Origin of the sequence: Pseudomonas sp. KnCO4 (genome assembly GCF_045344305.1) — a bacterium.
Lineage (GTDB): Bacteria > Pseudomonadota > Gammaproteobacteria > Pseudomonadales > Pseudomonadaceae > Aquipseudomonas > Aquipseudomonas anuradhapurensis.
Map to the genome: position 1 here is coordinate 422,337 of NZ_CP174199.1, position 13,845 is coordinate 436,181.

12 protein-coding genes are annotated in these 13,845 nt (G+C 58.1%); 4 read left to right on the forward strand and 8 right to left on the reverse strand.

Features of this window, described 5'->3' with window-relative positions; all coding sequences use genetic code 11:
- Positions 1-65: 65 nt before the first annotated feature.
- The 4 genes from pqqF to ACJA3S_RS01890 form a co-directional block, all read right to left on the reverse strand.
- Positions 66-2,366, reverse strand: a complete 2,301-nt coding sequence (gene pqqF / locus ACJA3S_RS01875) for a pyrroloquinoline quinone biosynthesis protein PqqF (RefSeq protein ID WP_406820684.1) — start codon at positions 2,364-2,366, stop codon at positions 66-68.
- 82 nt (positions 2,367-2,448) lie between these two features.
- Entirely contained in the window at positions 2,449-3,243 is a 795-nt protein-coding gene (locus ACJA3S_RS01880; RefSeq protein ID WP_406820685.1) for a carbon-nitrogen hydrolase family protein, read from the reverse strand.
- Positions 3,244-3,257: 14 nt separating this feature from the next.
- Positions 3,258-4,940, reverse strand: a complete 1,683-nt coding sequence (locus tag ACJA3S_RS01885) for a flavin monoamine oxidase family protein (protein ID WP_406820686.1) — start codon at positions 4,938-4,940, stop codon at positions 3,258-3,260.
- Between the two features lie 890 nt (positions 4,941-5,830).
- Positions 5,831-6,292 (reverse strand): Lrp/AsnC family transcriptional regulator, encoded by a 462-nt coding sequence (locus ACJA3S_RS01890; protein ID WP_289131763.1) that lies wholly within the window; start codon positions 6,290-6,292, stop codon positions 5,831-5,833.
- 146 nt (positions 6,293-6,438) lie between these two features.
- Between ACJA3S_RS01890 and ACJA3S_RS01895 the strand changes: the two genes are divergently transcribed.
- Entirely contained in the window at positions 6,439-6,993 is a 555-nt protein-coding gene (locus ACJA3S_RS01895) for a serine acetyltransferase (RefSeq protein WP_406820687.1), read from the forward strand.
- A gap of 93 nt (positions 6,994-7,086) precedes the next feature.
- Here ACJA3S_RS01895 and ACJA3S_RS01900 read toward each other — a convergent pair whose 3' ends face one another.
- The 3 genes from ACJA3S_RS01900 to ACJA3S_RS01910 all read right to left on the reverse strand — a co-directional run bounded on the left by ACJA3S_RS01900 (position 7,087) and on the right by ACJA3S_RS01910 (position 10,309).
- Positions 7,087-8,127 carry a MerR family transcriptional regulator gene (locus tag ACJA3S_RS01900; protein WP_406820688.1) on the reverse strand — a complete coding sequence of 347 codons (1,041 nt, stop codon included), beginning with the start codon at positions 8,125-8,127 and terminating at the stop codon, positions 7,087-7,089.
- A 37-nt stretch (positions 8,128-8,164) separates the two neighbouring features.
- Entirely contained in the window at positions 8,165-9,034 is an 870-nt protein-coding gene (locus ACJA3S_RS01905) for a class I SAM-dependent methyltransferase (RefSeq protein ID WP_406820689.1), read from the reverse strand.
- A gap of 153 nt (positions 9,035-9,187) precedes the next feature.
- A complete protein-coding gene (locus ACJA3S_RS01910) occupies positions 9,188-10,309 on the reverse strand; it encodes a Fic family protein (RefSeq protein ID WP_406820690.1) in 1,122 nt (373 codons plus the stop codon).
- A gap of 589 nt (positions 10,310-10,898) precedes the next feature.
- Here ACJA3S_RS01910 and ACJA3S_RS01915 point away from each other — a divergent pair.
- The 3 genes from ACJA3S_RS01915 to ACJA3S_RS01925 are packed head-to-tail and all read left to right on the forward strand — an operon-like array spanning position 10,899 to position 13,130.
- Entirely contained in the window at positions 10,899-11,498 is a 600-nt protein-coding gene (locus ACJA3S_RS01915; RefSeq protein WP_406820691.1) for a hypothetical protein, read from the forward strand.
- Positions 11,499-11,506: 8 nt separating this feature from the next.
- Positions 11,507-12,073 (forward strand): ImmA/IrrE family metallo-endopeptidase, encoded by a 567-nt coding sequence (locus ACJA3S_RS01920; RefSeq protein WP_406820692.1) that lies wholly within the window; start codon positions 11,507-11,509, stop codon positions 12,071-12,073.
- Positions 12,060-13,130 carry a beta family protein gene (locus tag ACJA3S_RS01925; protein WP_406820693.1) on the forward strand — a complete coding sequence of 357 codons (1,071 nt, stop codon included), beginning with the start codon at positions 12,060-12,062 and terminating at the stop codon, positions 13,128-13,130. Before ACJA3S_RS01920 ends, ACJA3S_RS01925 begins: the two co-directional genes overlap by 14 nt.
- Here ACJA3S_RS01925 and ACJA3S_RS01930 read toward each other — a convergent pair.
- A complete protein-coding gene (locus ACJA3S_RS01930; protein WP_406820694.1) occupies positions 13,119-13,727 on the reverse strand; it encodes a sce7726 family protein in 609 nt (202 codons plus the stop codon). The two genes, ACJA3S_RS01925 and ACJA3S_RS01930, sit on opposite strands and share 12 nt — an antisense overlap.
- Between the last annotated feature and the right edge of the window lie 118 nt (positions 13,728-13,845).

Genomic DNA, 13,845 nt, shown 5'->3' on the forward strand with positions numbered 1-13,845 from the left:
TTACAAGAAATACGTGTACCGAAAGGTTAATTATTAGCAAAGTGTCCTTGCAGCTGGCGTAATAATCACGCGGTCGCGGTCAACCAGGCGCCATCTGGCGCGGCGGCGTTGGCCAGGCACAGCCACCTGCTGTTGCTGCCGAGCAGGTAGGCCAGCAGGCCATCCAGATCCGCCTGCTGGGTGCCCATAATCGCCCTGCGCAGCGCATCCAGCCCCCCAGCTTGCGTGGCCAGGCATGTCTGCCATGCCCATTCGGCAACTTCCTCGTTGGCCATGGCAGGTTCCGCGAATTGCCCGGCCAGTGCCTGGCGAGCGGCCGGATCGAAGGTAACGCCCTGGCGTAGCAAGGTGAGCAGATGTTCGAGTATCTGCGCCTGGCTGGTATGCGGCGACTGCACGCCGAACAGCAGGCCGCCGACCCCTTCGACCTGACGAAAGGCACTGAATACCGCATAGCCGAGCTGCAGTTCTACCCGCAGCCGTTGATAGACCGGCCCCTGCAGCGCTTGGGCGAGCAAGCGGCCAGCGGCTTCCATCGCCGCCGGCAAGGGGCAGAACAGCAGCAGGGCATGTTCACTGCCGGGGGCGTCGACCTGTTGCCAGCGGTGGTTGGCCCAGGCCGGTAGTGGACCCGGTGCCGAACCTTGGCCGGGGCAATGCAGCAGCGCCGTCGCCAACGCATTCAGGGCGGTTTTGTCGAAGCCGACCGCCAGGCCATGCCAGCACGCCTGCTGCCACAGGCTGTCGAGCTGGGCTTGTGCCAGCGCGCCGGGCGCACCCGGCGCCGGCACCACCCCCAGCACCGCGTCGGGTAGTTGCTTGAGCAGGGCCCTGAGCGGGATCAGCGCCGCAGGCGGCGGCGCGGACGACTGCCAGCTGTCGGCCGGTGGCGATACCAGCAGCGTCAAGGCCTGCTGCACGGTGCGTAGTACCGCTGCCGGCAACCCGGCGCAGCGCAGTTGCCAGTATTCGCCAGCGGCACTGAACTGCAGCTGCACTGCCACACGGGCGCAGCGCTCCTGCAGCGGCTGCAAGGTGCGTTCGAGGACCGGATACAACTGTTGGCGTGCGGCTGAGGGGACCTGCCAGCGCAGGTACAGCGCCGCGTATTGGCGGGCACCGGGGAGCTGGTCGCTGACCTGCAGTGCCGCTGGCAGCGGTTGCGGCCTGGCAGCAGGCAGTTCGGCCTGGAGCAAGGGCTCGCCAGCGGGTAACTGCCAGTGCCCATGCACGCGACTCGGCAGGCCTGCCAGCAGGGCACGGAAGGCCTGCAGGGCTTGCCCAGGCAAACCGGCGAACGCTTGGCCGGCACTGTCCCGACGGGCCAGCTCAATGGCGCTGGCACTGCGTTCGCGGCTCTGCTGCAGCAACTCGAACTCGGCATTCAATGGCTCTGCTGCGGCCTGGCGGAGGAAGCCGAACCAACCCTGCAACAGGGCATCGACCTCTTCCCGGCAGGCGTCCTCGGTAAGCTGCAGATCGATATGCCACAATAATTGCCCGGCGTATGCATACAACGCCTCGGCCTTGAAACCTTGCAGCCAGCCGCGTTGGCGAAGCGCAGCCAGCCAGGTGCCCGGGCGGCTGTCGCCCAGGCAGCTGATCAGCAGTTCCAGGGCTTGCTCGGCGCCCGCCGGCAGTTGTGTGTGGCTGAATACTCGCGGCATGGTCGCCGCGGCCAGCGGCGGTGGCAGGGCCTGAAGTACCCGTTCCCCCGCTGTGAACTGCGCAGCATGCTGCCGGCCGAGCCTTTCCAGTTCATCCAGCGGCTGCGGGCCGCACAGGCTCAAGGTAATCTGGCCGCCCTGGTAAAAGCGTCGATGAAAGCCCTGCAGCGCTTGCTGGAAGGCCGGGTCGTGCAAGGCCAGGGTGTAGCGGTTGCCGGCCTGAAAGGCACCCAGTGGATGCTCGGGGGCCACCGCCTGCAGCAAGGCAAACTGCTGCTGGGCTTGTGGGTTGCGTGACCAGGCAATGAACTCGGCATGGATCACTTCACGTTCGCGACGTTGGCGCTCGATGCCCAGGTCCGGTTCGGCGAGCATCTGGCACAAGCGCTCGAGCCCGCCTGCCAGGGCACTGGGCGGCACCTCGAAGAAAAAGTCGGTGGTGCGTTCCCGGGTGCTGGCGTTGACCTGGCCGCCCAGTGCCTGCACGTAGCGCATCAGGCCGTCTTCAAGCGGGAAGCGTGGGGTGCCGAGAAAGAACAGGTGTTCCAGAAAGTGCGCAAGCCCGGGCCATTTGCCCGGGGCATCGTGGCTGCCCGCGTGCACCCGCAGGGCCGCGGCCGACCGCTTCAGGCGCGGGGCGTGGCGCAGGGTCAGCTGCAGGCCGTTGGCGAGGCTCAGGTGGCGGGTGGCGTCAGGCATGGGGGCTCCGGTTGTTGCATGCCATGCTAACCCATTTGCTGGCAGGCTCGGCCTCTTCGCGGGATCACCCGCGAAAAGGCCATCAGCCTTTACGCAGGTGCAACTCCTGACGCAGATCGGTCAGGTAGGGGAATGCCGCCCGTCCCTGCATCACCCGCTCATGCTCGAGTTCGGCCAGCAACTGGCACTCGTCATGCCCGGCCATCGCCAGCAGGCTGCCATCGGGGCCGATGATGCTGCTCTGCCCGCAATACTGGATCTCGCCTTCCGCACCGCAGTAGTTGGCATACACCAGGTAGCACTGGTTTTCCTGTGCCCGCGCCCGCACGGTCACCTGGCAGACAAAGTCGTACGGCGCCATGTTCGCCGTCGGCACCAGGATCAGCTCGGCACCGTCCAGCGCCAGGCGGCGGGCATTCTCCGGGAACTCGATGTCGTAACAGATCAGCAGGCCGACCTTCCAGCCCTCCAGCTCCACCACGGGGAAGTGGTCGGGGCCTGCGCTGAACATCGAGCGGTCCAGTTCGCCGAACAGGTGGGTCTTGCGATAGTTGCCCAGGCTGCGACCCTGCGCATCGATCAACTGCACGCTGTTGTAGATCGCGCCGTCATCGCCGCGCTCCGGGTAGCCATAGACGATGGCGATGCGGTGCGCCTGGGCGATCTCCACCACCGCCATGGCTGCCGGGCCATCGTCGGCCTCGGCCAGGCGCTCGACCTGGGCCAGGCCGATGTTGTAGCCGGTCAGGAACATTTCCGGGCATACCAGCAACCGGGCGCCGCGTTCGGCCGCCAGTTGCGCCTGGTGGCGCAAGCGTTGCAGGTTGCCGGGCACGTCCAGTGGCTTGGGCGCGCCCTGGAACAGAGCGATGCGCATGCTGCCTCCTTGTCTCAGTCCGCCAGGGCGATCGGGCCGATTTCGTTGAACACGTCGCCTGGGCCAGGGTTTTCCGGGTGGGTGCGACCACCGAAGTGGTTCATGATACCCCACACCGCATTCAGCGAGGTCTGCACAGCGCCTTCGACCCAGGCGGGGGTCCAGGACACGTCGTCACCGGCGATGAAGATGCCACGCTGCTCGGCAGGCATGTCTTGCTGCATGAAATGGGCATACATGCGCTGGTTGTAGCGGTAGTGGCCAGGCAGCGCGCCCTTGAAGGCGCCGAGGAAGTACGGGTCGGCTTCCCAGGAAACGGTGATCGGGTCGCCGATGATATGCCCGGCGATGTCGGTCTTCGGGTAGATCTTCTTCAGCGCGTCCAGGGCCAGTTGCACGCGTTTTTCCACCGGGTGCGGGAGCATTTTCAGGGCGTCGCTCATCCAGGCGTAGGACAGGCAGATCACCCCCGGCTTGTCGTCGCCGTTGTCGAACAGGTAGGTGCCGCGGGTGAGGCGGTCGGTGAGGGTCATGCTCATCAGGTCGCGGCCGGTTTCCGGGTCCTTGTCCTTCCAGAATGGCCGGTCGACCATGACGAAGGTCTTCGACGATTGCATGTAGCGAGTGCGGTCCAGGGCCATCCACATCTTTTGCGAGAACAGCGATTCCTCGCAGTCGATCTGGGTGGTCAGCAGCCAGGTCTGGCAGGTGGCGAGCACGGCGCTGTAGTGCCGCGTGTCGCCCCAATTGTCGGTGACCGCCAGACGGCCGTCGGCAGCGCGGGCGATGCGCTTGACCCCGGTCCGTGGCGCGCCGCCATGCAGCGTGCTCAGGCTGGTGCCTTCGGGCCAGTGCACGCAACGCTCCGGCACATGGCGCCAGATGCCTTGCGGCACCTGCTCCACCCCGCCGACCACCAGATGCTGGTGGTCGTCGCAATTGGTCATGACCACGCGGAAGATTTCCAGCATCGAGTTGGGGAAGTCCGAGTCCCAGCCGCCGGTGCCGAAGCCGACCTGGCCGAACACTTCACGGTGCTGGAAGCTCAGCTTGGCGAACGAGCGTGAGGTGGCCACGAAGTCGTAGAAGGTGCGGTCGTCCCACAGCGGTACCAGCTTGTTCCACAGCTCTTTCAGGCGCGGCACGTCACGGTCGCGGATGGCCTGCTGAATGTCGGCGAACTGGGCGCCGCTTTCCAGCGCGTCGGCCCAGGCGTCGGCCACTTCCTGGAACAGCTGGGGCAGGTCGCTGGGTTTTTCGGCGTAGTAGGTCTGGCCTTCCAGGTCGATCACGGTGCTGCCCGAGGCCGGGGTCAGCGGGTTGGGGAAGGGCTTGGTTTCCAGGCCCAGCTTGTCCACATAGTGGTAGAAGGCGGTGGACGACACCGGGAAACGCATGCCGCCCAGTTCGGCGATGACCCCGTCGGTACCGTTGAAGGCTTGCGAGCGCAGCCGGCCACCCAGTTTGGAGGCCTCGTACACCACCGGTTTCAGGCCCAGCTTCATCAGCTCGTAGGCCGCCACCAGCCCGGCGATGCCGGCCCCGACGATGGCCACTTCCTCACCATGGCGCTCGGCCGGGATGCTGCCCAGGCCTGCGGGGTGTTCCAGCCAGTCGTCGAAGGCGAAGGGGAAGTCCGGGCCGAAAATGGTGATGGGCTTTTTGCCGTCGGCGGGGTGGCGGTTTTTCTTGTTCATGGAGTGACCTTGCCAGAGGGCTGCGCGGGGAGCGGAGCCTGAGTATAGGAGATGCCTGGGGTCATTTTAGGGAGTGGGGTGTTCGTTATTAAGGCTTATTGTGTTGTCTGAATGTAGGTTTTTTCGTCGAAATGATTATCTGATTGTTCTTTTTGACGGGTTTTCGTCTTAAGGTTTGTAGTGCCAGTGCGATCGAGCGCCGCCCGCGCGGCGCTCGATCGCACTGGCCCTGCAAATCGCAAGGCCAGCCCCTAGTGGCGCGTTTTGAAAGGCGCTGATCAGCCAATTCCTACACCCATCCTTAGATTCAAAGAATTACCCTACGCCAGCTATAGCCTCGGTCTGGCTGCGTGGGAAACGCCTCATCGTTAACTTCACTGGGTCGCCGCTGTTCGGGCGAGCGGGTGTGAGAACCCATCCTCCAACTTCGCACCAAGGCTTGTGTCATGGCAGCTGTGCGCGGGCAGGCTTCGGCCTGGCCGGATTTCCAAGTTGGCCGGTTTCTCACCCCGTGCATGGCTGCCGCCCATATCCCGTGAGAAGGAGTTGGCCGGCAGTTTCCTCAAGGCTCAATTTGGAAATTGCATCGTGAAGAAATCTGATTCAGGCCAACCCGAAAAACTGCAACCCACCGCCGAAAAAACCTTCTGCAACTGCGAATCCAGCCACCCGCCGCTGTTCGCCATCCGCCCCGGCATCGACGCCGCAGACGCTCTGGTGCACGCCTGCCTTCTGGCCCGTGGCCTCGATCAGATCGTCACCGACTACGCCAGCACCATGCGCCCGAGCGCAGCCGCGACCTGGTCTGGGCGATGCAGCATTGCGCCGAAAGCCTTTCGGCGATCCTCGACAGCCTGCTCGACGCCCAGGAGGCCTGAGTGCCGGCCCGCTCAGAGCGGCTGCCCGCGGTCCACCTTGCTGCTGAGGATGATCGATGTGGTGGTCTTCTCCACCCCGTCGAGACTGCCGATCTGGTCGAGCAACTGGTCCAGCTGTTCGGGCGAGTCGGTACGCAACCAGGCCACATAGTCGAACTCGCCGCTTACCGCACACAACTGCTGCACCTGCCCCATGGCACTCAAGCGCCGCACCACCTCCTTGCCCGAGCGCGGTTGCACCTTGATCCCCACATACGCTTGCAGGCCGCCGCCCAAGACCCGCTGGCCCAGGCGTACGCCATAGCCGGAGATGACCTTGTTCTTCTCCAGCCGCTCCAGGCGCGAGTTGACGGTAGTGCGGGCGATACCCAGCTGGCGGGCGAGGGTGGCGACGCTTTCGCGGGCGTTGATCTGCAGCAGGGCGATCAGCTGGCGATCGATTTCATCCAGCGTGATGGAACGGGAATCCGACATGGCAAGTCTCTACGGTTGGCCCGCTAGCCTAGCCAGCCCGTGCCGAGCAGAGCAAGCGTGGCCGTGGCGAGCGTGCCGACACGGCCACGCTGGCCCAGCGGCTGTGCCTTCGGGAGAAGCAGCACAAACCCAACAGGAATCTGATTGTGAACCTCGACCATCTACTCGAATGCTGGCGACAGGAAGTCTCCAACAAGAAAAAGGCCGGACGCCGCATCAGTCTACTGTTCAACGTGCTGCGTCGCGCACGCAAGGACAACAAACTACGGTTTCTCTTCGCCTTCCGCCTGGCCCAGTATTTCAGTGCCCGTGGCGGCGTGTTCCGGCGTCACGCGCGGCGCATGCAGCAACGGCTCAATCTCAAGTACGCCGTGGACATCGACATCGGCGCGCAGATCGCCCCCGGCCTGCGCATCGGGCACCTGCCCGGCGTGGTCATCACCCGGCACGTTAGCATCGGGCGGAATTTTTTCATTCGGCAGAACTGCTCGATCGGCATCAAGACCCTGGGCTTGCAGGAATACGCGCTGCGCATTGGCGACAACGTGAGCATGGGGGCCAACAGCTGTATCGTTGCTGACCACATCGACATCGGGGACGACGTGGTCATCGGGGCAATGTCGCTGGTTACGCGGGATATTCCGGGCGGAATGACGTTCTACAATCCGCGACAGGTTGAGATGCGGCCGAGTGGGGGATAAACCAAGGCTGGTGTTTTGTGGCTTGCAAGCGGCTTATCCGAGCGCGACTGCCTGCTTCGATCATGGCATCAAGTAAATCAGCGCCATGAAGAGTCATGTGTCGGGCGCTTGGCTATTCGCACTTGCAGAGACCGAGGCGACGGCTTTCTCTAGAAACGTCAACAAACGAGGATGGAGCCAGCTGCCAACCCGCAGTTCCTCTTCGGACGCCTCGGCGTGACGCATGGCTTGAAGCGCAGCGTCATCCAGCGCGAGTCTGCGTCGCATATCAATCCACAATTTGGCCACGCGCTGCACCTCGGCGTTCTTGGCTGGACAACGAGCGTTGCGCAGGACGTCCAACCTATCGAGCAGGTGCGGCCACTCCCGCATTACATCGATGTAGGTGCGTCGCAGGTGCTTATAGGCATTGGGGGCGAGATGCCTGCGATAAATCAGCAGGCGGTGCTCACAGAACGCTTTCAAGATGTACTCGCCAAGTTGAGGAGTAAAACCCGTATTCGGCAGGTTCTGGCCCTGGGAAGTAAGCAGATTGTCCACGCGTACGAACGTCCCGGCGTTTGATCGCGTGTCTTTTTCCAACAGTGCTATCCAGTCGCGTGCCGCATGGCGAGCCGCCGACGCGCGTGGTGGCACTCCCTTTTCAAACAATGCCCTGAGACCGTCCACATGCTCCTGCCAAGCAGCCGCAAACTTTCCGTTGCTTCCCAGCAAAGGCAAACTTAAGTCATCCTCTCTGAGATGTTGACGATAGAACGCCATGGCTTCCAGCGTACTGAGGCAAGCCGCCTCAGACGGATCTTCTTCAAGTAACGCTCGTTGAAGACGTTCCAGGCCGGCACGAAGTTTCTGTTGACGTGATATTTCAGCGTCGACACGGGCCAGCTGGGCAGACAGAACAGCTGGGGTTGAAAGCAATCCTCCATCGAGGAGCTGGCGGATTTCGTCAAGAGCAATGCCCAGCTCGCGAAGCGCCAGTATTTTGCTGAGCCTTTGGATATCTGCCGCTCCATAAAGCCGATAGCCAGCATCGGAGCGAACGGACGGTTTAAGTAGCCCGAGGCTGTCATAGTGGTGCAACGTGCGTACCGAAAGCCCTGACCGCTTGGAAAGTTCGCCGACTTTTAGCCGCACAACAATGTCTCCTCACCCAACCTGTATCGAATGCTCGTTAACCTACGGTAGCCCGGTACAGGCGCAAGCCGCCATCTACAGTCTGCAGGCCATCTCGCCGACGCATGAAATAGCGTGCGTTGATAGCTTCAGCATCCAGGCATTCCACCTCGCAGAACCCGCTGCAAAGGAGCATCGCTTTCAGTTCGGCGGGGTCAAACGCGCTTAGCCAAGGCTCGCCTGCGGCTGCGAATGAGCGTGCAGCCATATCGTCCATCCACTGCTCGACCGGTGACAGCAAGCCGCGTGCAACACGCGCATCGAACACAATCTCGCTCTGGGGCGGATAAAGCGAAACCTGGCGGAGCACCGCCGAAGCGACAGGGATTTCCAGGTAGGGAAGTACGCCCAGGCAGCTGAAAAAGGTCGGGCGTTCCGGGTCGATTCCATGTTTATCGAGCACTGCTGGCAAAGAAACTTCCGCAAGGTCTGCGGCAACGAAGGCGACGTTGGAAGGGATCGTGACATCGCTCTCCTGCAAACGCTCCAGTTTCCATTGCTGGGTCTCTGCCTGATCCAGCTCAACGCATCTGACGCTCTCGGGAAGGCGAAGGGACAGCGTGTCCAGGCCTGCTCCGAGGATCACGACCTGACGCAGCCCAGCGCTTATGGCAAGAGCCACTCGCTCTTCCACCAGTTTGCTGCGTGCGACCACTGCCGCGCGCAGCGTACGCAGCATTGGCGCATTGTAGGCATAGGGGTCGATGACTGTTTGCCGTGCCAGGTTGCCGCCCAGTACGTCGAACGCGTGCCTGTCCTGCAATAGCCTAGGTTCATCGAGAAGATGGTGGGCCGCACGCGCTAAGGCCATGGTAAGCGCTGACCGGCGGCGCGGAATACCCTCGAGAAGGGCTTGCTGTTTCATCATTGCCGTTACATCCCATCACGTTTGGTTGACCATACGCATGGTCAAGCCTCCCGTAGCGTGAGGGTCAAGTTCGCCTCCGCGTTCTTTTGGTGCGGGCGTAGCCATTGGCCTACGACGATGAAGCAGCGCGACAGGTGAGGGCGATTTATCTGCTCAGCGTGCTATTTGATAGCGTGTGCTGCGCCCGCCACCGGGCAATCGTTCGATACAACCCTTTTCCAGCAAATCGCTCAGGTGACGGGTCGCGGTGGCTTTGGATACCTTGACCACCGCTTGGTACTGAGCAGCGCTGATGACATCTTCAAAACCACGCTCTCCACCGTCCAGCAGGCGATTGAGCACGTTGACCTGCTCCACCGACAGCGTCTGGCTGCGATGCGCCTGCCAGAAGCGTGCCTTGGCCAGCACGCGATCGATACGGGCAAGGGCCTGTTCCAGGCTTTTGAACAACGTCGCGAGGAACCATTGCAGCCAGGCGGTGATGTCCAGGGAGCCTTTCTGGCTGGCCTCGAGGATGCGGTAGTAACCGGTGCGGTCATCGAGGATGCTTGCGGACATGGCGTAAAAGCGGATGGCCTGCTGCTCGCCTTGAGCCAATACCAGGTCGGTGATGGCGCGTGTGAGGCGACCGTTGCCGTCATCGAAAGGGTGCAGGGTAACGAACCAGAAATGAGCGATGCCGGCGCGTACAAAGGGGTCAAGGCTAGCCTCGCTGCGGCTGCGCTCGAACCAGGCGAGAAATTCTGCCAGTTGCGCTTCCAGCCTTTCGCGAGGAGGAGCTTCGAAATGTACGGTAGGGCGGTCGATCCGGCCTGATACGACCTGCATCGGCTCATCGCCACGCAGTGCGCCGATGTGTAACGGTCGCGCCAGCAGTTGTTCAGCGCTGGGGAATAGCCAACGGTGCCAGGTGAACAGTCGCTGTTCGTCCAGCGGTTGTTGGTGGGCACGGGTGGCATCGAGCAGGAGTTCTGCCAGGCCTTCGGAGCGTGAGGTGGTGCGACCTTCTTCGTTCAGCCCCAAGCGCCGTGCCAGTGATGAGCGTACCGAACCGACATTCAGCTGCTCACCCTCGATGGCTGAAGAAGTGATGATGTTCTGCAGCATGGCGTCCAGGCTGCTCTGCACTTCGGTGTCCTTCCCCACCGCGCCGAGCATGCCCAACAAACGTCCCTCGGCCTGACCGCAAGCGCGCAGCAGCGGTGCAAGCGCTTCGGCTTGCCAGCTGAAGTGTGGCCAATCAGGCTGCTGCCAGATCCAGAGCGGGTCGTTCATAAGGTTCGCTGAGCCGATTAACGAGCCTATTCGGCTCACATAATGAGCCGATAATGCCGGCTATTCGGCTCACTGTCTATTTTCGAGGTAGGTGGTTTGGTCATGGTGTGTTGTGGACGACATCAAAGTCACCGTGCGCTTTTACAGGGGCCAGAAACACGAAAGCCGCGCAATTGCGCGGCTTCGTCGTAGCTGGTGGGCCCACACGGACTCGAACCGTGGACCAAAGGATTATGAGTTGCTGGGCGTGCAGGTATGACTGTAGAAGACGTCCGAAACTGAACGTAACCTGGCATAGCTGAAGGCCCCATCAACCGTGGTGTTAAGCGTAATTGCGCGTAATTTGGAAAATATGAAGTGTGTACTCAGATTGTACCTTTTTCTGGCTATAGGCGTATGCTCGAGTGTGGCTTCCTCAGGCTCGCTGTGCTGAGGTCGGATGACAGGGTACGTGCCACCTGAACGGTGGACACGTGGTTGCGCTCGGAGGTAGCATCAAATTGCCATCTGGCGCCCACAGATTCGTGAATTGGTATGCCATCGCTCAACGCTGCGGTCTTATAGGACCATCCACTCAGGATGAACGGAATTGCGAACGAAGGACCTCCTTGCTTGCACCCTGCTTTCTACTTGCATCGCCTTAGTGTTTGTGCTGGCGCTTCTGCACTTCGCACCGATTACCGATATTCTGATCAGCCATTTCAAATACGTACCTGTTCGAAATATCTCGGAGCTAGACTCCTATGAGCAAATTGTAATTGAGCGGATGATTAGAGAGAAATCTCTAATAACAGTGGACTCGCTGTGGTCTATGCAGGTTTCATTCTATCAGACCATGATTAGCGTGCTTATCGCACTAAACGCGGCTATTGTTGGTGGGGCCTTCGTTGTTATCAGAAGCTCGTCAAAGGCTGAAGTGGTAAGAGAGTCGAAGATTCATTTTGAAGAGTTTTCCAAAGCTGGCGAGTTCACTCGAATAATTGAGAGGAAAGCCAAAAAAGAAATACAGAAATTAGATGCGACCTATGGAGATATGTTTGATGGGCTTTCAGCTCAGTCTAATATAGTTTCAGATCATGAAGGTAGAATAAAGCGGTCCGAAGATGCTATAATGCAGGTGAGTAACCGCCTTGCAGAACTTGATAAAACTGAAAGCTGTGTTGAAGGTGGCGCTAAGATTTCTGAATAGGTTCATATATGGCTTTTATCCGGAAAAGCGTTAAACCAAAAATCCCTGAGCGTTTCGAGCAGGGCCAAGCTGTCTCGGGAGACGGACGGTTTAACGTTGCCCAGGTTCTAGATATTGCAAAGCAAGGTGGGGTTCAAACCTCCCCTTTAGATGTTAAGGCTTTGCTTGGCGTACTGGGTATTAGTTTGATAAGTATCCCAATGGAAGATGATGTTTCCGGGATGCTATCTCTATCGGATAACGGTAAGGACTGGGTTGTAAAGGTTAATGCGCTACACCATCCCAATAGGCAGCGTTTCACAATCGCGCATGAAATAGCACATTTTTGTAGGCATAGGTTTTTGCAGGCTAAGTTTGAGGATCTTAACTTTTTTAGGAATGGTGAGAGTAATCAAATGGAGATAGAAGCTAACCGGTTTGCAAGTGAGCTTTTGATGCCGGAGTCGATTTTTAGGGATAAAGTAAGGGCGCTTTCTGGTAGCATTGAGGATATCGCAAGCTTTTTCAAAGTTTCAACTTTGGCGGTGCGAGTCCGTGCAAAGAATTTAGGAATGAAAGGACATGGATTGGACTAGCTTTATTTATTTCCCCGTTCTCAAAACCAAAGATGCGGAGCTTAGGGCGATTTCCGCTATTGATGTGTCTTACAGAGAATTCATGCTTCCTATTTATGAGATCACTAAGTCTCGAATTACGAAAAATGACTCGCTCGGCGATATTCTGAAACGGCTCAACCAGATCAAAGCTATCCAAGGTGATCTCCCTTATATTTTGGATGTCACTACTGACTTGAAGCAGAAGAACTCTCAGATAGAGAGCTTATTGTCACCTGTAAATGGGTACGAGTGCTGGAATCATTGGTTGGATTTGAACTGTAATCATCAAATTGTGCCCATGATTCACGTGAACTTTGAGTTGGATGAGGATCTTTCTGAATCTAAGGCTTTTGTAGCTGCCGTAACTCATAAATACAAGAAAATGGCTTTGCGTTTGCCAGCAGACTTAGAGCGTGAAGAGTATGAAGAAATAGTGGGAGCTATCACTTCGCAGCTTGACGATACGCGGTTGTACGTATTGTTAGACGAAGGGTGTATTCGCGATAGGGTGAAAGTTTCTGGATTGGCTCCAATTACTGGCCTTTATCAGCAAGCTTTTGATATTATTTCTGCCTTGCCGAATGCTAGCGATTGGTTAGAGCGAGTGATCTGTATATCCGGGTCTTTTCCCTATCTCGTATCTGCTGAAGGGAAAGATGATGTTGGCGAATTCCCCATATATGAACATTCGCTTTATATGTCTTTAAGACATAATCGCCCTGGCTTACAGTTCGGTGATTATGCGTCCATTAATGTAAAACAGATTGAAATGCGTGGGGGCACCTTTGTCCCTAGGGTGGATTTTTGTTCGTCTGCTAAGTTTTATTACTACCGAAAAAGACGTGATGCGGGATCTTATGTTTGGTGTGCTGGGAAAGTTTTAGCTGATCCGAATTATGTATCAAATAGTAGCTGGGGCGATGGTGAAATTATCAGTGCCGCCGCGGGCATACCTTCCGGAATAAATCCATCCTTCTGGATCTCTGTTCGCGCCTGTAATTATATGATTCGTCGAGTAAAGGAGCTAAGAGTCTAGTCTGTTAGGCGCTAAGCTTAAAGAATATACATCATCCAGGGTTAGGAGATCGCTAGTTTCATTCTTTAAGTGAGCGGTCTGGGCTCCGTATTTATGGAATATGAATTTCCTGTATGTTTCCTTGATGTGTTCTCGCTTATAACCCTGAGCAATACTTTTGCAGATTTCCAATTTTGACTTTCCGGTAGATTTGAATTCTTTTCGGAGAGCTTCGATAGGCATGGCATCCAAAGTTACAACGCTGTCAAAATTTTTTATCTGCTTCGCCTTACGAATTTTGCTGAGACCTGAGTCGGCACATAAGTAAATTCCAACTCTGTTTGGGATAATTTTTCGGATGGCTGAAAGATGCTTGCTGTCGCAGACTACATATACATAGTCGAAAAGCAAAGTGTACGAGTCTAATTGTTCGCTCAATCTGTCGATGCGGTCGTTAACAGATTTTATCTCGTACCCGGTTATCATCCCGTGATCAGATGAAATAATATCTGCACGGCGACGGCCGAAGTGGAATGGGTATTCAAAAAAAACAACGTCTGTAGTGCCTTGCTTCAGAAGGTAATGGGACAGAGTTCGTTTTATATCAATTTCTTTCATTTTTCCCACAAGTAAATAATTGATCGAGGCTAGCACTAGCGCCATACGCCGATGGCTGATTCTACAACAGCAACGGTCGAGTAGTCAGCATTAGTATTGCTAAATTATTAAAAGCGCT

Bases quoted from the DNA above. Each gene is read 5' to 3' on its own strand.
- ACJA3S_RS01920 (WP_406820692.1), top strand. From the start codon at position 11,507: ATGGCTTTTATCCGGAAAAGCGTTAAACCAAAAATCCCTGAGCGTTTC.
- ACJA3S_RS01880 (WP_406820685.1), bottom strand. From the start codon at position 3,243: ATGCGCATCGCTCTGTTCCAGGGCGCGCCCAAGCCACTGGACGTGCCC.
- pqqF (WP_406820684.1), bottom strand. From the start codon at position 2,366: ATGCCTGACGCCACCCGCCACCTGAGCCTCGCCAACGGCCTGCAGCTG.
- ACJA3S_RS01890 (WP_289131763.1), bottom strand. From the start codon at position 6,292: ATGTCGGATTCCCGTTCCATCACGCTGGATGAAATCGATCGCCAGCTG.
- ACJA3S_RS01930 (WP_406820694.1), bottom strand. From the start codon at position 13,727: ATGAAAGAAATTGATATAAAACGAACTCTGTCCCATTACCTTCTGAAG.
- ACJA3S_RS01910 (WP_406820690.1), bottom strand. From the start codon at position 10,309: ATGAACGACCCGCTCTGGATCTGGCAGCAGCCTGATTGGCCACACTTC.
- ACJA3S_RS01905 (WP_406820689.1), bottom strand. From the start codon at position 9,034: ATGATGAAACAGCAAGCCCTTCTCGAGGGTATTCCGCGCCGCCGGTCA.
- ACJA3S_RS01885 (WP_406820686.1), bottom strand. From the start codon at position 4,940: ATGAACAAGAAAAACCGCCACCCCGCCGACGGCAAAAAGCCCATCACC.
- ACJA3S_RS01925 (WP_406820693.1), top strand. From the start codon at position 12,060: ATGGATTGGACTAGCTTTATTTATTTCCCCGTTCTCAAAACCAAAGAT.